Below are 21,978 nucleotides of genomic sequence, written 5' to 3'. Positions count from 1 at the left end.
CGACCGGGAGCGATCGTGGGCGTCCGTCGGCTACGGCCGGGGCGGCACGTCCGGTATCGGGTCCGGGAGCCCCTCCAGTAGCAGCGTCGTGTAGTAGAGGAAGACCGCGAGCGCCGCGAGCGACAGCAACAGCAGGAACAGCAGGATCAGTCGCTCGTCGCTGCGGACGACCGCGGCCGTGTCGGCGAGGAACCGCCCCCAGGCGCCGCGCTGAGTCATGGACCCGTCGTTGCGGCCGCGTCCGCTTAAAACTGGGAGGCGAGGCGGCCGGGTCCGTCGAACCGGTCCGGCCCGCTGGCTCGAACTCGGCTTGTCGGGTCGACCTCGGTCCGTAAACTCGACCCGATCCGCCGCCGGCGACCGTGCGCTGTCAGTCGTCGGAGGGGGACACGGGAGAGCGACCGAGGGGCTCGCCGTCGACGGGCTCGTCGGGGTTCGCGTCGATAGCGGCGTCGGAGAGGCCGAACTGCGCGTCGACGTCGGCCTCCTCGCGGACGTGGACGGTGCCGCGGTGGACCGCGATGGCGTCCGCGAGGTGGAGCCGGACCGCGTCGATCAGCACGTCGGCCTCGAGGGGCTGCCCGCGGCGCTTGATGGCCTCGACGTCGGCGCCCGGCGGCACGTCGAAGGCGCGCTGGGCGATGACCGGGCCCTGGTCGAGGTCGGTCGTGACGTAGTGGGCGGTGACGCCCGCGATCCGGACGCCCGCGTCCTTCGCCTGCCGGTACGCCTCCGCGCCGGGGAACGCCGGCAGCAGCGAGGGGTGGACGTTGATGATCCGCCCCTCGTACCGGAAGACGACCTCCGGCGAGAGGATGCGCATGTAGCGGGCCAGCGCGATGAGGTCGACGTCGTACTCCGCCAGGAGGTCGAGGAGGCGCCCCTCGTCGGTGTTGCCGTTGCCGTCGCCCACGTCGTAGAACGGCTTGTCGTAGCGCTCCGCGAGCGACCGGAGGTCGCCGCGGTTGCCGATGACGACCGGAATTTCCGCCTCCGCGCCGTCGTCGGCCAGCTCGTCGTTGGCCTCGGCCTCCAGGAGGGCCTCGGGCGCGTGCGTCTCCTTCGTGACGAGGATCGCGACCCGGCGGGCGTCGCGGTCGCTCGGGAAGCGGACCTGGATGTCCACGTCGAGCTCGCGGCCGAGCTCGGCGAGCGCGCGGCGCAGTTCGCCGCGGGAGGTGTCCATCTCCGACGCGTCGACGCGGGTCGTCATCCGGAAGACGCCCTCCCGGACCGCCTGGTCGAGGTCCTCGATGTTGATTCCCCGCTCGAACAGCAGGGAGGTGACCCGCGCGATGAGTCCGGTCTTGTCTCCTCCGACGACCGTGATCTCGGTCAGTTCGCGGGTCATGCGACGATCACCTCCGCGGGTTCGAGCGGCTGCATACAGATCACCCAGCAGTCGGAGGGTTTTGCCCCTTTCGTTCCGTGCGCTCTCTGCCTCCCGCACGAACGACCGGCACATATCCACAAACGTGCCCATAAACGCCGTTCCAAAACGGTTTTTACACACGACTCCGCACCGATAGGTATGACCGCGTACACGGCGACGGTGACGGTCCGGCTGAAGCGGGGCGTCCTCGACCCGGAGGCCGAGACGACCCAGCAGGCGCTCGAACGGCTCGGGTTCGACCTGTCGGATCTCCGCTCGGCGGACCGGTTCGAGGTGGACCTCGACGCCGCCGACGCCGACGAGGCCGCCGACCGCGCCGGCGAGATGGCCGAGCGGCTGCTCGCGAACCCGACGATCCACGACTACGACGTCGCGGTCGCGGAGCGATGACGGTGGCCAACGCGGGGTGGGCGGCGTGACCGTCGCCGTCGTCCAGTTCGGCGGCTCGAACTGCGACCGCGACGCCGTCCGCGCGCTGGACCACCTCGGCGTCGACGTCGAGCGCGTCTGGCACGGGGACGGCCTCCCCGACGACGCTGAGGGAATCGTCCTCCCCGGCGGCTTCTCCTACGGCGACTACCTGCGCGCCGGCGCGATGGCCGCCCGCGCCCCGATCATGGAGGAGGTCCGCGCCGCGGCCGACGACGGCGTCCCCGTGCTCGGTGTCTGTAACGGCGCGCAGATCGGCTCGGAGTCCGGGCTGACGCCCGGCGCGTTCACCACGAACGCCTCCGCGCGCTTCCAGTGCGAGCCGGTCCACCTGCGCGTCGAGCGCGCCGACACGCCGTGGACCGCGGCCTACGACCGGGGCGACGTGATCGAGGTCCCCATCGCGCACGGCGAGGGGCGCTTCGAGATAAGCGAGCCCGCCCACGCCGACCTCGTCGACGACGACCGCGTCCTCTTCCGCTACTGCGACCCGGACGGGAACGTGACCGAGGAGGCTAATCCGAACGGCTCGACCGACAGCGTCGCCGGCGTCCTCGGCGAGCGCGAGACGGTCGCCGTGCTGATGCCCCACCCCGAGCGCGCCACCCTCCCGGACCTCGGTCGCAGCACCGACGGTGCGGGAGTTCTCGAAGCGTTCGCCTAACTGTCGCCTTTTTGCGGCCGGCCGCCGAATCGGCTCCCATGCGAGCGCGACACATCGACCACGTCAACCTCCGAATCCCGGGCGACGGCGCCGACGACGCCCGCGAGTTCTACGGCGAGAAGCTCGGATTTGGCATCGAGGACGCGCTGTACGCGGCCGACGAGAAGCCGTTCCTCGACGTGCGGCTCTCGGCGACCGCCGTGATCCACCTCTGGCCGACCGACGAGTTCGAGCGGCCGACGAAGACGAACTACGACCACGTCGCGGTGGTCGTCGAAGAGTCGGTCGAGGAGATCGAGCGCGAACTCGAAGACGCGGGCGTCGCAGTCGAGAAGACGCTCGACTCGCCGCTCGGCGCGACCGGCGAGGCGGGCGCGGTGTACGTCCGCGACCCGTTCGGCTACCGGGTGGAACTGAAAGCGCGGGTGTGAACGGAGCGACGGCGGGTTGCGATCGCCGTCAGTCGTCGGCGGCGTCGCTCCCCGTCACCGCCTGTTCCTCGTCGGCGCGCAGCAGGCGTTCAGCTCGGTCTCGGTCCTCGGGGTAGCCGACGTCGACCCGCCAGCCATCCATCGGGATCGCGTCGATGCTCCGGCCGGACTCAAGCAGGAGGTCGATCGTGTCCGGGAGTTCGTACTCGCCGCGGTCGGAGGCTTGGACGAGGTGGCAGGCGTGGAATATCGCCGGAGAGAAGGTGTAGAACCCGGTCATCACCAGGTTCGACGGCGGGTCGTCCGGCTTCTCGACCACTTCGACGATCTCGCCGTCCTCGGTGGTCTCACAGACGCCGTACCGGGAGGCCTCCTCGATCGGGACCTCTTCGACCAGGAAGGCCGCGTCCACGTCCCCGCGGCGCTGACGGTCGATCACGTCTCCCAGGTTGGCGTCGAAGACGTTGTCGCCGAGCATCAGCGCGAACTCCTCGTCGACGTACGGCTTGGCCTGTAAGAGCGCGTGAGCGAGGCCGAGCTGCTCGCGCTGGTGGGCGTACGTGATCGGCACGCCCCGGAAGCTGTCGCCGTACCGGTCGATGATCTGGCTCTTCCGGTAGCCGACGACCACGACGAACTCCGAGATCCCCACCTCGACGAGCTGCTCGAAGACGTGCTCCAGCAGCGGTCGGCCGTCCACCTCGACGAGGGCCTTGGGCTGATCGTCGGTCAGCGGCTTGAGTCGCGTGCCTTTCCCCGCCGCGAGGATGACTGCCTTCATACACGCCCCTGGCCGGAACACGACCTAAAGTATGAGCGGCCTTATTTGGTCGGTAGCGGCAGTACGAAGCCGTTCGAACCGAAACGGTGCGCCCGCGACGACACCCTGAACCCGTTCCCCGGCCGTCGGCGCCTCGGTTCCGCTTAGTCGGTCGGACCCGCATCCTGCCGACGCATTCCACGGACGCGGCCGGCAGCGCCGGCCAGCGTCCCGGCGCCGTGAATCAGGCCCGATCGCAGCGGCAGCCCGATGTAGTTCGTGGGCGTGACCGCGTCGGCGAGGATCATCAACCACTGCTCTCGCTCGCTCCGCCCCTGTTTGGCCCACAGGTACGGTCGCTCGACCTCCTGACGATACGTCTTCGTGAGGTAGTCCGACACCGAGTCCGCGTATACGTGATCGACCACCAGGTCCGGGTCGTAGTATATGGGCGAGACCCTGAGGACCCGCTCCGCGAGCTCGAGCTCCTCGTGTCCCCACGGGATCTCCTCGTCCCACCCGCCGACCTCGTCGAACACCGCTCGCCTGACCCCCATGTTACAGCCCCAGAAGCGCGTGACGTAGCGCGGCTCGTCGCCGAAGTCGTAGTGTTTGGTGAGATTCCCGGCGAAGATGTCGTCGCGGGGGTGGACCGTCCTCCCAGCGACGGCCGTCTCCGTTTCGAACAGCTCGGACATCCGAGCGAGGTACCCCTCGCGCGGCCGGGAGTCGTCGTCGAGGAACACCAGTTTGTCCGACTCCGCGCGCTCGATGCCCGCGTTCCGGGCAGACGTCGCCGTGGGCTCGCTCTGGAGGCAGACCTCGTAGTCGGAAAACGAGTTGGACTCCAAGTGGTCGATACACTCGACCTCGTCTCGAGGCTTCAGCGTGGGGATAATGACACTGATGTCCGTCATACACCTTAGATCGGCGGTTCTCGCTTTCGTTATAGATTACTTACCAGTTGTTCGGACGGTCCCGCGGTCCTCCCGCTCCGAAATGGGCCGAGCCGTTTGGCCAGCGTTGACGCGTCGACGGCGCTCGCGGTCTCGTCTCGCACCGGTAACGATACGTTACTCTAGGGTACGAAGATCGTAACTAGGCCGCGGAACCGTGACGACCGAGTATGACCGTTGTGCGTGTCGCCCGGGGTCGGACCGAGACAACTGTAACTGAGCGACGCCGCGGGTCCGGCGAGACTGACCGACCCGGCGCGAACTGACATGCCGTTCGAACCGCTGTCGGACGCGAGCCGGGCCGCGAACCTGGTCAAACACCAGGCTCTCAAGCGGCTCAACCGGCGACGGAGCACGTCTGCGGTCCCGCCCGCTCGGTTCGAAGAGCTGCTCGACTACCACGGCGACGGGCACTCGAAAGCGTTCGTTCACGTCGGGCTGAGCGACGTGAAACAGGCGTTCGGGACCGACCCGTACGCGTTCCTCCGGTCGACGCTGAGCGACCGCTTCCGGAGCGTGCTCGCGCCGGGGTTCACGGACTACTTCGCCACGTCCGGGGTGTATCACAAGGAGTACTCCCGGCCGAAACACGGGACCTTCGGGCCGCTGTTCCTCCGGGACGCGGACTACCGGACCGACGACGCGATGAAGTCGATCCTGGTCGAGGGGCCGTACCGCTTCGACGGCTGCCGCCACTCGGACAGCTACCACGAGGACGGCTGCTTCGCCCGTCTCGTCGAGGAGGACACCCTGATACTGGACGTCGGGACGCCGTGGCTTACCTGCTCTCACCTCCACCACTTCGAGAGCCGGCTCGACCTCGACTACGTCGCCGAGGAGACCTTCGAGGGGGTGCGATGCTCCGAGGAGGACGGCTGCGTGCCGGTCGAGCAGACCTGCGGGGTCCGGACTTCGCCGTTCTACTCGTGGAACAAGCCGAAGCTGACCAGGCGCCTAGAGCGCGACGGCGTGCTCCACAGGTACGACCTGAACGGGCTCAAAGTCCTCTTCTTCACCCTCGGCGACCTGGAGTCGTCCCTCGTTCCGCGTCTGAAAGCGGACCCGCAGTACCTGGTGACGCTATGACCGTGATCCCCCGACATTCAGACGACACCAGGGTAGGTGAGACGGTGCGGGCCGCGCCGCCGGACCCGCTGGGAGCCCCTCGCGGCGCCGTCGTCGGTAGTCGACGGATAACAAAACTGATCTCCGTGGAGGGGGCTGACATGAACGGCGAATCCCCGCCCGGTCGGCCGCTCATCGGGCCGTGCGGTGCGGACGAGGGCGGCGGTCGACAGTTTGACGGCGCGCCCGAGGAGGAGACCGCGCGGAGGCGGTCGGTGTGCGGACGGAGGGCGAGATGAGCCTCGTCGACGGGGCGGACGCCGACGCCGCCGACGGCGAGTCGGTCTCGGCGTCGGCCGCGTCCGCGGTCCCGATGTCGACGGCGGTGCTCGTCGTCGGCCCGGCGGGGTACCGTACCGAGGGTACCGGAGGGATCGGCCAGTACATCGCCGAACAGCGGCGGCATCTCGAGGACCGCGTGTCGCTAAACGTCGTCGACACCGCCGTGCGGACTCCAGAGCGACCGATCGAGTACCTCCGGACCGTAGTGACCGTCCTCCTCGTGTGGCTCGGATTCCTCGCGCGCCGGCGACCCGACATCGTCCACGTCCACACCTCCCACTCGTTCTCGTTTTTCCTCTCGGCCCCGTACGTACTCGTCGCCGGGCTGTTGTGGCGGCGGCCGGTAATACTCCACGTCCACGGCTCCGCGTTCGACGAGTTCCTTGAGAACGCCTCGGCGGTGGCCGCTCGCTTCCAACAGGCGGTGTTCGACGCCTGTACCGCGGTCGTCGCCCTCTCGGACCACTGGCGCGAGGTCCTCGCTGCTCGCGTCCCGTCGGAACGCATCGTCGTGATCCCCAACGCCGTCAACCCGGACGAGTACGACCCGGACCCCGGAGCCGACCCGCCGCATCTCGTGTTCGTCTCTAACCACATCGAGCGGAAGGGGATAGTAGAGGTGACGAGGGCCATCGACGAGCTCAGAGACGCCGGGGTCCGGTTCCGGGCGACAATCGCCGGAAGCGGTCCGCTGTCCGACCACGCTGAGGCCGTCGCCGACGCGCACGACGGTGTGGAATACGTCGGCTTCGTGTCCGAAGAGCGGAAGCGCGACCTCCTCGGTGAGGGGAGCGTCTACGTCCTCCCCACGAGGGCCGAGGGGCTGCCGATCGCCGTCCTCGAGGCGATGGCCGGAGCGAACGCGATCGTCTCGACCGACGTCGGGGGGATCCCTTCCCTCGTCGACGAGGCGAACGGTGCGCTCGTCGTTCCCGGGGACGGTCGGGCTCTAACAGACGCCCTCGAGGAGGTACTCGCGGACCCGGAGGCGACCGAACGGATGGGCCGAGTCAGTCGCCGCCGCATTGAGGAGTCCTATGCGTGGCCCGACGTGGTCGAAGAACTGCTCTCGCTGTACGCTCGCGCGCTGGACGACGACGCTGCGACCACCCCCCCCGAGGAGTGAACCGGTCCTCCCCGCGGCCGCTGCGTCCGGTGGACCTCGGTCAGAAGGCTGTACCTGTGCCGAGGTATGAGCCGTATAATAATCAACACGGGTCCTGTCGGTAGGGAGTATGCGAAATCACCCTTCCGAAGGCGTCGTCCGGTGGGTACGCGATGAGCGAGGGGCTCCGTCCCCTCCGAACGTGTCGGAGGGTGAACCCGAGCGCCGGAAGCTCCGGTTCGGAGCGAAAGCCCTCGTCACGAACGACGACGGGGTCCTGCTCGTCAGGGAGCGCCACGACGACGGCTCGCCGTTCTGGACGCTCCCGGGCGGCGGCGTCGAGCCCGGGGAATCCCTCTCGGAGTGTCTCAGCCGGGAGATCGCCGAGGAGATCCGGTGCCGCGCCGCCGTCGGCAAGCGGGTCGGCCGCCTTGTTTACCGGCACACGAGTCGCCCCGCGACGACCGTCTACACGATATTCGACGCGACGCTCGAGTCGGAGCCAGCGCCGAACCCGTCAGAGCGAATCCTCGACTACGACTGGCTGAAGCCCACTGAGCTGCTGTCGACGACTCTCGAACCCGTCGAGCGCTTCATCGAGCGGTCGGTGGCGGAACCGGACGGAGAGCGGTGACACCGCCACCGAGCCACACGATGACGGAAACTCAGGAAAACGGACTGAGCCAGGACGAGCTGTTCAGCCTCCTCAGCAATCCGCGACGGCGGTTCATCCTTCAGTACCTGAATAAGAACCCGGGTGGGATCCGACTACAGGACCTCGCGACCGAGGTCGCGGCGTGGGAAAACGAGACGGACCCCGAGGAGCTGACCGACAAAGAGGAGAAGCGGCTCTACGTCTCCCTCCATCAGACGCACATTCCGAAGCTCGAAGCGGCCGGGATCGTCGAACACGACAGCGACACGGGCGAGATACGGCTCACTGACCGCGGCACCGACGTCAACCGCTACCTCGACGCGGACGCCCCCGACGGCGACGACTCGCGACCGTGGGGACGCTACTACCTCTTGATCGCGCTGTTCGGTGTCGCGGTGTACGGCCTGGTCACGCTCAGCGGCGGATCGGTCGACCAGACCGAGGTCGTGGCGATCGGTGTCGCCTGGGCTCTGCTCGTCGCGATCGCGCTGTTCCAATATATCGAGACCGAACGGGGCGGTCGGGACTGAGCCGCACCGTCGGGGGGACCCGTCCGTCACTCCGAGCGCCAGACCGCCCGCGGCAGGGCGAAACCCGGTTTTCCGTCGCGGAGCCAGAGCGCCGCGGTCCCGCAGAGGAAGAGCCCCTGTGCCAGGAAGTACGTCCGACCTACTTCGCCGCCGAGGAGAGCCCGGCTGTCCAGCAGCAGCTGTAGCGTCTTCGCGCCGAGCCCCGGCGGGGCGGAGGCGGACACGGGGGGCGCGTAGACCGGCCAGAGGAACGAGGGGAGGACCGGCGGCCGACCGAACAGGCCGGCGAAGAGGATGTCTCCCAACACGTGGATCACGTGGCCGATCGCGACCGCGGCGCCGAACTCGGCCTGGCCCCTGAACCGGAGGCCGACGGCGACGGCGAGCGCGACGGGAACGCCGACTATCAGGGAGTGCGCGGCGCCGACGCCGTTGCTCAGCAGTCCGAACTGCCAGGCCAGTGGCTTGTCGATGAGGTCCGGAAGTTGGGTGGCGACCGCGAGGACGACCGCGGCCCGGTCGCTCGGCCGACGCCGTAACGCGATCCGGACAAACGCCGAGAACGCGACGTACCCGACCGCCAGGTGACTCCACGGCCACATCGCTTACTCACCGCTCGCCGCGGACGGCTGGATGTCCAACCAAACGTAGGTGGTCCTGTACGCCGTGTCGGCCGTCGGGTTCTCGGGCGGATCCCCTCGGTAGAGATACGTCACGAAGCGCACGTTCTCACCGGCGAGCGACGCCCGGAACTCCTCGGACTCGCGCCAGCTCTCACCCTGCGCCAGCTCGAAGGCGTGTTGGTCTATCCGACGCTTGTCGGTGACGACGACTGACCGCCCGCTGAGCTGAACTCGTTGAAGCTCAGTGACGACGGTGTACTCGACCGGCCGATGCTCGTCGTTGGTCACGCCGACGGTGATGGCAGCCGACTCGCCCTGGGTCAGCGCGTTCGGGTAGTCGTTCGCGACCAGCCGTCCCCCCTGTTCGGTCAGGAGGTGGAGGTCCGTCGCCGTCTCTCCGTCGGCTGGGACGGTCACCGCCGTGCCCAGCGTTCCGACCGCGAGGATCACGCTCACCGCGAGGATGACCGTGGAGGGAGTTAGACCGCCGGAGAGGAGGCCGGATGACGATATCTCGGTCCCGGATCGCGCCGGTCCGGTCCGGTGACCGCCGCCTCCGGAGTGGCCGGTGCGACGGACGACCGTGGCGGCGGCGACGACGACGACGTACCCGGAGACGAGCCCGACGAGCCCCCACGTGGTCAGCGCCCCGACCGCGAGGTAGACGATGATCGCGAGCAGGGGGAGTATCGCCAGACTGCCGCCGAGCGAGAGCGCGAACCGCTCGACGACGGTTGTGAACGTCCATGGCGCGCGCTCGCGCCCGGCGTACGCGAACGCCGCGGTCACGTACCCGGGGAGCACGAGGAGCAGGAGGACGGCGGGCGGGAGTCGGGCCACACCAGTCGTACCGATCGCGATGGTCACGACCGAGATCGCGACCGACACCCCCACCGCCAGAAGGTCGCGGCTCTCGAAGAGCTCGTCGGCTATCGAACTCATCGCCGTCCGGGGCGCGAGCGGTCGGGCCCGCTACGGCGGGTTCCTACGGCGACCGGGACTGGACGACGGTCACGCGGTGCGGGGTGACGCTCGCCGGACGAGGGGGCACGGCCGCGTGAGACGAGACGGCGGTCACTCATTCGGACATCTCTCCGTCGGGTCGCCATATCGTTATGGAGAACATATTCCGGTCCTCTGACGCGATGGCCGATCGCTCGCAGCCGGTAAGATTTCGTTACCGCCTGACTCCGCGCGGATCGCCGACAGCCGGACCGCGGGAACCGAGTCGTCGTCGCGGCGCTCGGGTCGTCGTAAACAATCTCCACGCCTTATGCCCGTACGGCAGGTAGGGAGCCCGATGGAGAACGAGCGGAACGAAGACTCCACTGACTGGGATCAGATCGGGTTCATCATCAGCTCCAAGTACCGAACGGCGGTGCTCGAACAGCTCGTCGACGGCCCGTCGATCCCCTCGTCTATCGCGTCCCGAACTAGTCTCCCGATCACGCACGTCTCGCGGGCGCTGCGCTCCCTCCGGGAGCGCTCGCTCGTCGAACTGCTCGTCTCGAAAGAGAAGCGAAAGGGCCGCATCTACGGCGTCACTGAGGAAGGGAAGCGGCTCTGGGAACGGATCGAGGCCGAGGGGTTGGCCGACTGAGCCTCGACGCGGCCGCGACGGGAACGCTCGGCGCCGTTCTCCGCGCTCTCCCGGAGGCGATCCGCTCGCGGTCGTCGACCGCGTTCGCGGACGGGTCCTCCTCGATGTCGACGAAGTAGACCGTCAACTCGCCGTTATCCCTGACTTTCCCGACGTTCGGCTGGGCAGCAACGGCCTCGAAGCTCTCCGCGGAGTACCGCAGTTCCCGGTACGCCTCGACCTCCCGCTGGCGGTCGGCCTCCGCGACCACGAAGTAGTGGTCACGCCTGACGACTTCCTCCGGGTGGTTCGCGTAAAACGTCGGCAACCCGTCCAACATCGCCTGCTCCGGGACCGGTGCGCTCTTTTTGACGGCCGGTTTTACCTGTCGGTCCCACGGCGCCCCCGCCGCGCCGTACAGCGCGATCTCGTAGCGATCGGACGTGTGACGCACTCCGCTGAACCACACCGGCGACCCGCTCGACTGGCTCGCGAACGCCCGCTCGTAACCGTCCATCTCGCCCTCCGGGACGTGCGAGCCAGACAGGTAGACGAACGGAGAGGGGAAAATCGTCGCCAGCGACAGCGACAGGACGATCACGACGGCCGCGACCGTCGCGACTGTTCTGGCGTCGGGGAGCGACGCCGCGATCCGTCGCCCGGTCGACCGGCCCTCGGGCTCGGTCCACGGGTAATCGACGTCGCTCACGGACGATTCCTCGTCGAGCAGGTACCGGACGCCGACCGCCCCGAATATCGTGGCGAGCATCATGAGGAACCCGACGTGTCGGAAGAGGTACGTCGAGATGGACCCCACGAGGTGGGCCGCGAAGAACGGGAACAGCAGCAGACACCCGGCGAAAAACAACGCGGTGACGTCCCTGGCGGTGTCCGGCGTGGACCGCATCGATCCGGCCCCGGCCGGCGGGCCGAGGTAGCCGGTCAGTCGCCCCGCCACGACCCCCGCCGCGAGCAGCGAGTAGACCGCCGCGACCCCGAACAGCTTGACGAACAGCACCTGGATGCTCGCCCCGACCGACGACGCGGACTCCCTCTGGCTCGCCACGCGGGGAGTCGCGCTACCGTCGCCGGTGACGAAGTCGCTCACCGACTGGATCATCGCCTCCGCCGTGTTGATGAACTGCCACTCGTGGGTGGCGATCCAGGCCGCGAACGCCACCGTGAGAAAGATCGTCTGAAGCGTGACCAGCCGGTACCCGGCGATCGGGTCGTTCGGGCGGAACCATCGGAACGCGTGCTGTGCGACCGCCATCCCACCGAGCAGCAACATGACGTTCAACGCGACCTGAGGGTGAACCAGCAGGAGGGCGAACAGGACCGGCGGCAGGAGGTAGGTCGTCGGGGCCGGCCGCCGCAGTCCCACGTCGAACGCCGCACCGTCGTCGTACCCCAACCCGGCACGGTCGATCGCTCCCCGTCCGTCCGCGACCCGTTCGACGAGGCGCTCACGTCCGTCCCCGCCGATCAGGTGCGAGAACACGAGGTACAACACGAAGGGAACGAACAGCATCCCGATCGAGTAGGTGTGGAAGTGGAGGTACGTGCTGACGTTGTTTACCGGGAGGAGGAGGAACGCGGAGAACGCCCCGACCCCGAGCGCCCGGCGGTCGGGGACCAGAAACCAGACGCAGAGCGCGACGCTCGCGAAGAACAGGAGCGTGTACGCCCACATAACGAGCATCATGGCCCGTGGGACGTCCACGGCCGCGACCTTCGCGAGCCCGGTCGCGACGAGGTGGCTCCCCGGATAAAACAGCTGGAGCGGGTCGTTTCCAATCTTTATCGACCGGACGAGTCCGAGGTGAACGAGCGAGTCGCTCCGGCCGTAGAAGTGGTAGCCCCGGATCAGCGGGAGCCCGGCGACCGACCCGGCCCCGAGCCCCCCGAGCAGCACCGCCGGTGCGAGGTACCGCTCGGCGGTGAGAAAGACGGCGACCGAGATCGCGGCTACGACGGCGAGCGCCGCCCACGTCGCCGTCGGCGTCGACGCGTATATCGACAGCTCGTAGCCCGTCGCCGGGGCGGTGTACGCGGCGCCGACCGCGGCCGCGAGGGCGAGGTAGCCGACCGCCAGTCCCGTTTCGACCACTTCCTCTCTGCCGAGTCTGACCGGCTTCCTCACGTCGTCTCACTCCGTGTTCGATCTCGCGGACCGCGACTCGTCCGCGTTGTCGCGGGCCTGACGCGCTGGTGAACGAGCACTACCCTATCGAACCCGGTGGCGTGTTTTGTTATACATCGGTTACCGGTCCCGGAAGCCCCCCGTTTCCCCGCCCGCCGGGGGTCAGGGCGGTAAGCGAGCCATTACAATTAGATCGGGTCTCCGAAATCGAGCACATGCGATTCGTCTTCTTCACGAACACGCCCGCCCACGTACATCTGTACAAACACGCCGTCGACCGACTGGAGCGGGCCGGTCACGACGTGCTCGTCTTGGGCCGGGACTACGGCTGTACGGTCGCGCTGCTCGACCGGTACGACCTTCCCTATCGGATCTACGGCGCCTGCGGAACGACGAAGGAGTCGCTGTTCCGGAACCTCCCCTGGCACTACGCCCGCCTCGTTCCCGCGGTCCGGTCGTTCGCTCCCGACGTGATATTCGGGGTCGGCGCGTACGCTGCCCACGCCGGGTTGGTCAGCGGCGCCCCCGCGGTGTTGGTCCTCGACTCGGAGCCGACCTCTCTCGATCACGCCGTCTCCCGACCGTTCGCCGCGGCGTTCCTCACGCCGCACACCTTCGGGAAGGATCTCGGGGAATCCCATTACCAGTTCCACGGCTTCTGCGAGACGGCGTACCTCCACCCGGACGCCTACCGGCCAAACCCGGAGATACGCGATGCCCTCGACCTCGCCGACGACGAGGCGTTCGTCCTCCTGCGGTTCAACGCGTTCGGGTCGCACCACGACGTGGGGCACTCCGGATTCGCGCCGGAACAGCGCGAACGGCTGGTCGAGACGTTCGCGGACCACGCCGCGGTGTTCGTCTCCGACGAGGGCGGGACGCTGGACCTCGACTCGCTTCCCGCCCGCGAGTTCGACGTCCACCCCGCGCTACTTCACGACGCGCTGTCGGCGGCGCGGCTCGTCGTCACGGACACGCAGACGGTCTGTACCGAGGCCGCGCTGCTCGGGACGCCGGTCGTCCGATCCAACTCCTTCGTCGGCGACGGCGACATGGGGAACTTCACAGAGCTGGAGCGACGGGGTCTAGTGGTCAACACTCCCGAGTTCGAGGAGGTCGTCTCTACGGGCGTCGACGTCCTGCGCGACGAATCGATCGGCGAGGACTGGCGGCGCCGACGCGACGAGTACGTCGGCGGACTCGTGGATCTCACGGACGTGATCGTCGCGGTCGCTGAAGCGGACGGCGGGACCGCGGTCCCGGGCCTCGAACGGTGGCGCGGCGGGACCGAGCGACACACACCCGACCGGTCGACGCCCCTCACGGAGGAGTCGACGTGACGGCCTCCGACATCGGGGCGGCCGACGAAGACGGCGTGGACCGCGCGGAGGGGGCCGGCGGTGAGCCGGGTCGGCCTCTCGCAGACCGCGGGACCGACGACGCTCTTCCCGCGCTCGAGACCGGCGGACACGACGACGCACACTGGGTCGCGGACGACGCCGTCGCGGAGATTCTGACGGAGACGCTCCGCTATGCGAGGGAGCGCGACTACACCGGCTGGGACTACTTCGACGGCATGAGCAGCCGCATCAGGCGGGCGCTGCCCTTCGAGACCAAGTGGACGAACATCCTGATACAAGAGGTCATAAAGCGGGCGCCGGTCAACGTCCGGCGGCTCATGTCGGTGGAACAGCGGCAGAGCTTCAAGGGGACCGCGCTGTTCGTGCTGGCAAATCGGCGGGCGTACGACCGCCTCGGCGACGCCTGCTACCGCCGCGAGGCCGACCGGCTGTCGACGTGGCTCGTCGAGAACCGGACGCGCGGCTACGGGGGGTTCTGTGGCGGGCACCAGCACGCGACGCAGGGGCTCGACAAGCGGTTGCCGGCGAAACACCCCGGCATCGTCTCGACCGGTTACGCGGTGCGAGCGCTGCTGTCCCAGAGCGACGGCACCGGAGACGTCGAGAACGACGCGGATCCCCTCGACGGAGCTGCCGGCGGAAGCCTCGCGGCGGTCGCCGAGTCCGCGCTCCCGTTCGTGTTCGAGGCGCTCAACTACCGGGAGTCGGACGGGACGGCCAGGATCGACTACCACGCCGGCGCCGAGGCGGGCGAGGCGACGGTCATCAACGCGAACGCGCTCGGCGCGCGGCTGCTCCTCGACCTCCACGATCGCCACCCTCGTCCCGAACTCCGCGAGCGAGCGGAGCGGATCTTAGACTACGTCGCGAGCCAGCAGGCCGACGTCGGCGGGTGGACGTACACCGACCCGCCGTCCGCCTCGCACCTCTCGATGGACAACCACCACAACGGGTTCGTCTTGGAGTCGCTCCTCCGGCATCGAGAGGTGACGGGGGCGACCCGGTACGACGACACGCTAGAGCGCGGGATCGAGTTCTACCGCCGGACGCTGTTCGAGCCCTCCGGGGCGCCCAACTGGGACGAGGAGAGCGCCTATCCGAAGGACGTCCACGCCGCGGCGGAGGGGATCGTGCTGTTCAGCGCGGCCGGCGACACGGCGTTCGCGTCCCGGATCATCGACTGGACGCTCTCGGAGCTGTACGCCGGCGACGGGCAGTTCTACTACCAGAAACGCCGGTTCTACACGAAGCGGTTCACGCTGATGCGCTGGTGTCAGGCGTGGATGGCTTTCGCCCTCGGCGAGTACCTGAACGCCCGTGAGCGAGGGCGCGAACGGAACGGGCAGTAGCGGTCGGCGGCGCGACCGCGCTTCTCCTCCGCTCAGTCGTCCGGCGCGTCGGCGAGCCTCGTCTCGATGGCCGAGACGGTCAGATCGGCCGCGTTGCCGCCGCCGTACAGCTCGGGTTTCGGCGGGAGCTCCGATCGGTCGAACAGCGCCCGGGAGATGCGGTCCGGGTCGCTCCCGACCAGCACGTTCCATCCCGCCTCGACGGTCTCGACCCACTCCGTCTCGTCGCGGAGCGTGACGCAGGGCGTGTCGAGGTAGAACGCCTCCTTCTGGACCCCGCCGGAGTCGGTGGCGACCTTCGACGCGTTCGCGAGCAGTTGAAGGAACTCGACGTAGCCGACCGGGTCGACGAGGCGGACCTCCGCAGCCGCGCGGTCGTACAGGCCGTGCTCCCGGAGCGCGTTCTCCGTCCGCGGGTGGAGCGGCAGGACGACCGGGATGTCGACCCCGGTCAAACCGTCGAGGATCCCTGCCAGTCGGTCCGGATCGTCGGTGTTCGACGCCCGGTGGACCGTCGCTAAAGCGTACGCGTCGGGGCGGAGCCCCGGAACCGGGAGGGGAGCGTCCCCGTCGAGCACCCGGTCGCGAACGGCGAGGACGGCGTCGTACATCACGTCGCCGGTCACGACCACGTCGCCCCTGATCCCGCCGTCGTGGAGATTCTCCGCGGCGTTTTCTCCGGGCGTCAACAGCAGGTCCGAGCAGTGGTCGGTGAGGACGCGGTTCACCTCCTCGGGCATCGACCACTTGCCGCTCCGGAGGCCGGCCTCGACGTGCGCCAGGATCGGTTCCCGTTTCGCCGCGACCAGCGCGGCCGCGAGCGTCGAGTTCGTGTCGCCGTAGACGAGCACGGCGTCCGGCGACTCCGCCTCGATCACCTCGTCTATCAGGCGCATCATCTCGGCCGTCTGCGGGGCGTGATCCGCCGATCCCACACCGAGGTTGTACTCCGGTTCCGGGATGTCGAGCTCCTCGAAGAAGACCCCGGACAGCGACTCGTCGTAGTGCTGTCCGGTGTGGATCAGGACCTCCTCGTGGTTCGCGCGCAGCCGCCGAGAGACCGGGAACGCCTTGACGAACTGGGGGCGCGCGCCGACCACCGAACAGATCCGCACGGGTCAGTCCTCCCTCGCGGTCGACTCGTCCGTCGTCGGTGCGATCCCCGAGCGCTCGTCCCCGGTAGCCCCCTCGGACGCGGCGAAGTCGAACTCCCCGGAGAGGTCGCCGGGCTCGACGTGGACCTCGAGGCCCGCGTCGGCCCGCCGCTCGGCCGCGACGCCGGTGAGAAACGATGCGAGCCCGAACAGCCCGAAGACGCCGGTGGCGACGGTCGTTCCGCCCGCTCCGGTGAAGACAGACCCGGCCGCGAGCGCGGCCCCGCCGACGAGCAGTCCCATCCCGAGCAGCTGTGCGACGGCGGTCGGCGACCCCATCCCGCGGTCGCCATCGTCGAGCAGCCGACCGAGGTAGCTCCGAAACAGCAGCAGCGAGAGTCTCGGGACGAACGAAGCGTACCGGATATTGCTGGTCTCGTCGCCGTACACCGCCCGCATCGGCACGTCGGCGATCCGAAGCCCCTGTTTGTTCAAGCGGACGAGCAGGTGGTTACAGAACCCGTAGTCCTCGTAGAGCGACTCGAATTCGACGCGGTCGAGCGCCCGGCTGGAGATCGCGGTGTACCCATTCTGGGGGTCCGCCATCCGCCAGTAGCCGCTGGCGATCCGGGTAAGCCCCGTCAGCAGCACGTTGCCGAACATCCGCCACGTCGACATCTGCCGCCGGTACTCCGCGTGTCGCAGGCGGTTGCCCTTGGCGTAGTCGGCCTCGCCCCGGACGACGGGACCGATTATCCGGTCGAGTATCGCCGGGTCCATCTGGCCGTCGCCGTTCATCACCGCCACGATGTCGACGTCGGCGTCGTCGGCCATCGCGTTGCGGTAGCCCGTCTTGATGGCGCCGCCGACCCCAGCGTTCTCGCGGTGGCGGAGCGCGACGACGATGCGGTCAGGCAGCACCGTCCCGGTGCGCGCGTCGCGGGCAACGATCCGGTCGCGCCAGGCCGGCCCCGCCGCGACTTCGGTCCCGTCGGGACCGTTCGTCACTGATCCCGACCCGTCCGCCAGCGGTCCCGATCCCTCCGCGGGCGACTCGTCGGCGATCGGTCGCAGGCTACCGCCGGGTCGCTCCGACCCTTCGAGCCCGGTGAGCGTCTCGCGTATCTCCGTCCACGTGCCGTCGGTCGAACAGTCGTCGACGACATACACGCGGTCGACGAACCCGGGGACGGTCTCGATGACCTCGCCGACGAACCCCGCCTCGTTGTACGCTGGGATCACGACGGCGACGGTGGCGCCCCCGTACATCAGTGCCACCCCCGGCCGACGGTGTAGACGCTGTGTGCCGTCTCCGAGAGGTCAAGCGCCTGTCGCCCGTCGACGACGGTGATGCCGCGCCGGCTCCCGTCCGGTCCCTCGCATTCGAAGGCGCGCCAGTCGAGGTGCCCGAACTCCTCGTGAGCCGTGACGAGGGCGGCCGCGTCGACGTCGCGCTCCGTTATCTCGTCGACTCCGACGCGCTCGGCGGGCATTTCGGGCAGTTCGTCGAGGATCGGGTCCACCGCGAGGACGGTCACACCCAGCCGGTCCAACCGGTGAGCGACGTCGATCGCGGGCGAAGCCCGCGCCTCGGGAACGCCCGCGCGGTAGGCCACGCCGAACAGCGCGACCGTCGCGCCCTCGACGGGGCCGTCGGTCGCCAGCCCGTCGACCAGCGTCTCGACGACGAATCCCGGCATCAGCTCGTTGACGGACCTCGCCGTCCGGATCAGCGGCGCGGGGTCCGCCACCCCGTCGAGCAGGAAGTACGGGTAGTACGGGATGCAGTGCCCGCCGACGCCGGCGCCAGGGGTGAGGATATCACAGTACGGCTGCGTGTTCGCGGCCTCGATGGCCTCGATCACGTCGACGCCGAACGCGTCGGTGAGCGTCGCCAGCTCGTTGGCGAGCGCGATGTTGACGTCGCGGTAGACGCCCTCGAAGAGCTTGACGCACGCCGCCGTCCTCGCGCTGTCGGTCCTGACGACCTCGTTGTCGCTCACCTCGTCGTAGACCAGCGCCGCGACCCGCCCGCTCTCCGCGTCGACACCCCCGACGACCTTCGGATACGACCCGCGGATGTCGCGGAGCGCGCGGCCGCTGGCGGTCCGTTCGGGGGTGTGCGCGAGCCCGAACTCCCCCGACTCTCGGTCGCCGGCGGTGAGGATCGGCTGGATGACCTCCGCGCACGTCCCCGGCGGGACCGTCGATTCCACGAATACCGCGTCGCCCGGGTCGAGACCGGACCGCACGGTCTCTGTGACCGCCTCCAGCGCCCCGAGGTCCGGGTCGTCGTCGCCGTCGATCACGGTCGGCACGACGATCACGTGGACCCGAGCCGTCGCCGCCGCGGCCTCCCCGTCGGTCGTGGAGGTGAACCGGCCGTCGGCGACCAGCTCCGACAGCAGCCCGGACACACCCGGCTCGTGGTCGAAGGGGCTGTTCCCGTCCGCCAGCGCGGCGACGCGCTCGGGGTCGACGTCGACGCCGGTCACCGCACCGGTCGTCTCGCCGTACACCAGCGCCAGCGGCAGCCCGATCTTTCCCATCCCGTACACCGCGACGGGGGCGCGCCCCTCGCGGAGGGCCGCGCGCTGTTCGTCCGGAGACGAGTCGGCGCCGTACAGCCCGACGGTCTCCGTCGAGGGAGCGTTCGTCGTCATCGGCCACCCGACTTCGCGACCGGCGCTTCGGGACCGTCGAGCGCCTCGCTGATCTCGCGGATCAGCTCGATCACCCGGAGCCCGTCCTGCCCGGTGACCTCGGGGGCGGTCCCCTCGTTCACGGCCGAGACGAACGACGCGATCTCGCCGCGGAGGGGCTCGCCGTTTTTGACCTGCGGTCGCTCGACGACGCTCTCTGAGCGGTACCTGACGTCGCCGTTCGACTCGACGTAGCCGGGCAGCGAGTGCCGGTGGATCTTCACCGACTGGGTCAGGTAGTCTACCGTCACCCGACAGTCCCGACCGGTGACCGCGAGTTCGCGGACCTTCTGGTGGGTGATCCGACTCGCTGTCAGCGTGCCTAACACGCCGTTGTCGAGCCGGAGCGTCGCCGTGACGTGGGGGTCCGAGCGGATCCCCGCCGCGAACGTCTCGTCGACCTCGGCGTCGAACAGCGACAGGAGGATATCGAGGTCGTGGATCATCAGGTCCTCGACCACGCCGTCGGCGGTATCGCGGTCTATCGGTGGCCCGAGCCGACGGGCGTCGACCGCGAGGACGTTCATCTCCGGAAGAACGTCTCCGAGGGCCCGCACCGCCGGGTTGAACCGCTCGATGTGGCCGACCTGCAGCCGGAGGTCCTTCCGGTCGGCGAGCGAGATCAGCTCCCGGCCGGTCGCAATGTCGTCGACGAACGGCTTCTCGACGAGGACGTGCGTGTCGGCCTCCAGCGCCTCCCGCACGACCGACGCGTGGAACTGCGTGGGCACGACCACCGAGACGGCGTCGACCGCCTGAAGCAGCGTCCCCCGATTGAGCGCCCGCGTCCCGTGTTTCTCGGCGATCTCTTTCGCCCGGTCCCAGTCGTCGTCGGCGACGCCGACCAGGTCGACCGCGGACGACCCGGCGTACACGCGGGCGTGGTGGGCGCCCATGCTCCCGACGCCGATGACCCCGACGCGGAGCGGCGCGTCGTCAGTCATTCGCGATCACCTCCGCCTCCGGCAGGCCGTAGTGGTCGCGGACGGCGTCGGCGATCCGGGTGAGGTCCTCGTCGGTGACACCGGGGTGGACGGGCACCGACACGACCTCGTCGACGATCCGACTCGCCGTCGGAACCGACGCTTCGTACCCGTCGTACGCCGGCTGGTCCGGGATCAGCGTCGGGTAGTAGACGGCCGTGTCGACGCCGCGATCGTCGAGGTGCTCCCGGAGCGCCGCCCGGTCCGGACAGCGGATCGTGTACTGGTGGTAGACGTGACGGCGCTCCGGCGGCTCCACCGGCAGCGTCAGCGCCGAGACGTTCTCGAGCGCCGCCGAGAGCCCCGCCGCGTTCTCCCGGCGGCGCGCGTTGTACGCCGGGAGCTTCCGGAGCTGTTCCACCCCGATAGCGGCCGAGAGGCTCGTCAGTCGGAGGTTGTGCCCGACCGAGACGTGATCGTAGCCGTGGTCGGCGGAGTCCGACCGCCCGTGGTTGACGAAGCGGGCGGCGCGCTCGGCGACCCCCTGATCGTCGGTGACGACCATCCCGCCCTCGCCGGTCGTCATGTTCTTCGTGGGGTAAAACGAGAAGCAGGCGGCGTCACCGAACGTGCCGACGGCCGTCCCGTCGTAGGCAGCTCCGTGCGCCTGCGCCGCGTCCTCTATCAGCGCGACGTCGTGTTCCTCGGCGATGTCGGTCAGCCGGTCCATCTCCGCGGCCAGCCCGTACAGGTGGACCGGGAGAATCGCAGCGACGTCGTCGGTCGCCTCGACGACGGCCTCGACCGAATCGGGGTCGAGCGTGTACGTCGCCGGGTCGATGTCGGCGAACACCGGGCGCGCGCCGCAGAGCCGGACGGCGTTCGCGCTCGCGACGAACGAGAAGGGCGTGGTGACGACCGCGTCGCCGTCGCCGATCCCGACGGCTTCGAGCGCGGTCTGTAAGGCGGCGGTCCCGTTGGCGACCGCGACCCCGTGGTCGGCGCCGCAGAAGTCAGCGAACTCGCGTTCGAACTCGCGGACGACGGGGCCGTCCGCCAGTCGGCCGCTCGCTAACACCTCGCGGACGCGCTCGAGTTCCCGTTCGCCGACGTCGGGGTCGGCGATGGCGACCCGGCTCATGCTATCGTGTTGGAGCCGTCGAGCGGTTCCGGGAGGTCTCGGTGTTCGGCGGGGACGCCGGCGGCGAGCGTCTCGGGCGGCACGTCGTCGGTGACGACGGCGCCGGCGGCCACGAACGCCCGTTCGCCGACGGAGACGCCGGGGAGGACGGTCGCGTTGGCGCCGATAGAGACCGAGTCGGCGAGCGTGGGCCCCTCGAGGTCGACGTCCCGGCGGACGGGGTAGGGGTCGTTCGTCAGCACCGCGCCCGGTCCGACGAACACGCCGTCGCCTATCGCGGTCTCCCGGGGGACGTACACGTTCGTCTGGAGGCTCACGTGCGAGCCGACCGTCGTCTCCCCGTCGATGACGCTGTTGGTGCCGACGAGGACGTCGTCGCCGAGCTCGGTCCCTTCCCTGACGAGGGCGTTGTGTCCGGTCGTGAACCCGTCTCCCGCACGCACGTCCGCGTACACGATCGAACCGGACCGCACCGTCGCGTCGGCGCCGAGGACGGTCGCACCGGCGCCCTCGGCGTACTCGTACCCGACCGTCGCGCGCTCGCTCACCGTCGACCGCGGACCGAGTTCGACGTTCGTGACCGTCGAGGCCGGGGCGTTCCGTTGTAAATCGTCCATGACTGACTCGTGTGGCGATGCGGCCGGTCCGGTCATTGTTATGGAGAGGCTTGTCGGGGTACGATCTGCATACTCGGTCGGCCCCGACCGGCGACCGAATCCACGCTGAAGCGGGC

General features: G+C 69.1%; 23 protein-coding genes. 10 read left to right on the top strand and 13 right to left on the bottom strand.

What is annotated here, in order from left to right:
* Positions 1-30: 30 nt before the first annotated feature.
* Positions 31-219, bottom strand: coding sequence for a hypothetical protein (locus EXE42_RS05320; protein WP_092922433.1), 189 nt, complete (start codon positions 217-219; stop codon positions 31-33).
* Positions 220-370: 151 nt separating this feature from the next.
* Positions 371-1,351 carry a formyltransferase family protein gene (locus EXE42_RS05315; RefSeq protein ID WP_137693318.1) on the bottom strand — a complete coding sequence of 327 codons (981 nt, stop codon included), beginning with the start codon at positions 1,349-1,351 and terminating at the stop codon, positions 371-373.
* 180 nt (positions 1,352-1,531) lie between these two features.
* Here EXE42_RS05315 and purS point away from each other — a divergent pair, with 180 nt between their 5' ends.
* The 3 genes from purS to EXE42_RS05300 are packed head-to-tail and all read left to right on the top strand — an operon-like array spanning position 1,532 to position 2,917.
* On the top strand, positions 1,532-1,783 hold the full coding sequence (purS, locus tag EXE42_RS05310; RefSeq protein WP_092922439.1) for a phosphoribosylformylglycinamidine synthase subunit PurS: 252 nt from the start codon (positions 1,532-1,534) through the stop codon (positions 1,781-1,783).
* Positions 1,784-1,808: 25 nt separating this feature from the next.
* Entirely contained in the window at positions 1,809-2,486 is a 678-nt protein-coding gene (purQ, locus tag EXE42_RS05305; protein WP_137693317.1) for a phosphoribosylformylglycinamidine synthase I, read from the top strand.
* 38 nt (positions 2,487-2,524) lie between these two features.
* Complete coding sequence (locus EXE42_RS05300) at positions 2,525-2,917, top strand: VOC family protein (RefSeq protein ID WP_092922450.1); 393 nt, start codon at positions 2,525-2,527, stop codon at positions 2,915-2,917.
* A gap of 28 nt (positions 2,918-2,945) precedes the next feature.
* Here EXE42_RS05300 and aglF read toward each other — a convergent pair whose 3' ends face one another.
* Both aglF and EXE42_RS05290 read right to left on the bottom strand, forming a co-directional pair.
* A complete protein-coding gene (gene aglF / locus EXE42_RS05295) occupies positions 2,946-3,698 on the bottom strand; it encodes a UTP--glucose-1-phosphate uridylyltransferase AglF (RefSeq protein WP_092922453.1) in 753 nt (250 codons plus the stop codon).
* Positions 3,699-3,841: 143 nt separating this feature from the next.
* The gene (locus tag EXE42_RS05290; RefSeq protein WP_137693316.1) at positions 3,842-4,594 is read right to left on the bottom strand and encodes a glycosyltransferase family 2 protein; all 753 of its coding nucleotides are present in this window, start codon (positions 4,592-4,594) and stop codon (positions 3,842-3,844) included.
* Positions 4,595-4,900: 306 nt separating this feature from the next.
* On the opposite strand from EXE42_RS05290, the gene EXE42_RS05285 reads away from it, so the two are divergent.
* The 4 genes from EXE42_RS05285 (at position 4,901) to EXE42_RS05270 (ending at position 8,330) form a co-directional block, all read left to right on the top strand.
* A complete protein-coding gene (locus EXE42_RS05285) occupies positions 4,901-5,719 on the top strand; it encodes an AAC(3) family N-acetyltransferase (protein ID WP_092922459.1) in 819 nt (272 codons plus the stop codon).
* A gap of 256 nt (positions 5,720-5,975) precedes the next feature.
* Entirely contained in the window at positions 5,976-7,166 is a 1,191-nt protein-coding gene (locus EXE42_RS05280) for a glycosyltransferase family 4 protein (protein WP_241988336.1), read from the top strand.
* 181 nt (positions 7,167-7,347) lie between these two features.
* Complete coding sequence (locus tag EXE42_RS05275) at positions 7,348-7,779, top strand: NUDIX hydrolase (RefSeq protein WP_394327279.1); 432 nt, start codon at positions 7,348-7,350, stop codon at positions 7,777-7,779.
* Positions 7,780-7,799: 20 nt separating this feature from the next.
* The gene (locus tag EXE42_RS05270; protein ID WP_137693315.1) at positions 7,800-8,330 is read left to right on the top strand and encodes a hypothetical protein; all 531 of its coding nucleotides are present in this window, start codon (positions 7,800-7,802) and stop codon (positions 8,328-8,330) included.
* Positions 8,331-8,356: 26 nt separating this feature from the next.
* On the opposite strand, the gene EXE42_RS05265 is transcribed toward EXE42_RS05270, so the two are convergent.
* Together EXE42_RS05265 and EXE42_RS05260 are read right to left on the bottom strand one after the other, a co-directional pair.
* Complete coding sequence (locus tag EXE42_RS05265) at positions 8,357-8,932, bottom strand: metal-dependent hydrolase (protein ID WP_137706036.1); 576 nt, start codon at positions 8,930-8,932, stop codon at positions 8,357-8,359.
* 3 nt (positions 8,933-8,935) lie between these two features.
* Positions 8,936-9,895 (bottom strand): DUF1616 domain-containing protein, encoded by a 960-nt coding sequence (locus tag EXE42_RS05260; protein ID WP_137706035.1) that lies wholly within the window; start codon positions 9,893-9,895, stop codon positions 8,936-8,938.
* A gap of 358 nt (positions 9,896-10,253) precedes the next feature.
* On the opposite strand from EXE42_RS05260, the gene EXE42_RS05255 reads away from it, so the two are divergent.
* The gene (locus EXE42_RS05255) at positions 10,254-10,553 is read left to right on the top strand and encodes a transcriptional regulator (protein ID WP_092922471.1); all 300 of its coding nucleotides are present in this window, start codon (positions 10,254-10,256) and stop codon (positions 10,551-10,553) included.
* Here EXE42_RS05255 and EXE42_RS05250 read toward each other — a convergent pair.
* Positions 10,495-12,675 carry a hypothetical protein gene (locus tag EXE42_RS05250; RefSeq protein WP_199240734.1) on the bottom strand — a complete coding sequence of 727 codons (2,181 nt, stop codon included), beginning with the start codon at positions 12,673-12,675 and terminating at the stop codon, positions 10,495-10,497. The genes EXE42_RS05255 and EXE42_RS05250 overlap by 59 nt on opposite strands.
* Before the next feature lie 215 nt (positions 12,676-12,890).
* Between EXE42_RS05250 and EXE42_RS05245 the strand changes: the two genes are divergently transcribed.
* Together EXE42_RS05245 and EXE42_RS05240 are read left to right on the top strand one after the other, a co-directional pair.
* Positions 12,891-14,015, top strand: a complete 1,125-nt coding sequence (locus EXE42_RS05245; protein WP_092922474.1) for a DUF354 domain-containing protein — start codon at positions 12,891-12,893, stop codon at positions 14,013-14,015.
* Complete coding sequence (locus EXE42_RS05240; RefSeq protein ID WP_241988335.1) at positions 14,012-15,385, top strand: antibiotic ABC transporter permease; 1,374 nt, start codon at positions 14,012-14,014, stop codon at positions 15,383-15,385. The genes EXE42_RS05245 and EXE42_RS05240 overlap by 4 nt, the downstream gene beginning before the upstream one ends.
* Positions 15,386-15,417: 32 nt before the next feature.
* On the opposite strand, the gene wecB is transcribed toward EXE42_RS05240, so the two are convergent.
* The 6 genes from wecB to EXE42_RS05210 are packed head-to-tail and all read right to left on the bottom strand — an operon-like array spanning position 15,418 to position 21,862.
* Positions 15,418-16,500 (bottom strand): non-hydrolyzing UDP-N-acetylglucosamine 2-epimerase, encoded by a 1,083-nt coding sequence (gene wecB / locus EXE42_RS05235; protein WP_137706034.1) that lies wholly within the window; start codon positions 16,498-16,500, stop codon positions 15,418-15,420.
* 3 nt (positions 16,501-16,503) lie between these two features.
* A complete protein-coding gene (locus EXE42_RS05230) occupies positions 16,504-17,748 on the bottom strand; it encodes a glycosyltransferase family 2 protein (RefSeq protein WP_137706033.1) in 1,245 nt (414 codons plus the stop codon).
* A complete protein-coding gene (locus tag EXE42_RS05225) occupies positions 17,748-19,142 on the bottom strand; it encodes a nucleotide sugar dehydrogenase (RefSeq protein ID WP_137706032.1) in 1,395 nt (464 codons plus the stop codon). Before EXE42_RS05225 ends, EXE42_RS05230 begins: the two co-directional genes overlap by 1 nt.
* Positions 19,139-20,125, bottom strand: coding sequence for a Gfo/Idh/MocA family protein (locus EXE42_RS05220; protein WP_092922487.1), 987 nt, complete (start codon positions 20,123-20,125; stop codon positions 19,139-19,141). Before EXE42_RS05220 ends, EXE42_RS05225 begins: the two co-directional genes overlap by 4 nt.
* Positions 20,118-21,245: a DegT/DnrJ/EryC1/StrS aminotransferase family protein gene (locus tag EXE42_RS05215; RefSeq protein WP_137693309.1), complete on the bottom strand. Its 1,128-nt coding sequence runs from the start codon at positions 21,243-21,245 to the stop codon at positions 20,118-20,120. Before EXE42_RS05215 ends, EXE42_RS05220 begins: the two co-directional genes overlap by 8 nt.
* The gene (locus tag EXE42_RS05210; RefSeq protein WP_199240733.1) at positions 21,242-21,862 is read right to left on the bottom strand and encodes an acyltransferase; all 621 of its coding nucleotides are present in this window, start codon (positions 21,860-21,862) and stop codon (positions 21,242-21,244) included. Before EXE42_RS05210 ends, EXE42_RS05215 begins: the two co-directional genes overlap by 4 nt.
* Between the last annotated feature and the right edge of the window lie 116 nt (positions 21,863-21,978).

Origin of the sequence: Halorubrum sp. SP3 (assembly GCF_005435195.1) — an archaeon.
In the GTDB taxonomy this organism is placed as follows: Archaea; Halobacteriota; Halobacteria; order Halobacteriales; family Haloferacaceae; genus Halorubrum; species Halorubrum sodomense.
This window is presented reverse-complemented; position numbering and strand designations above follow the sequence as displayed.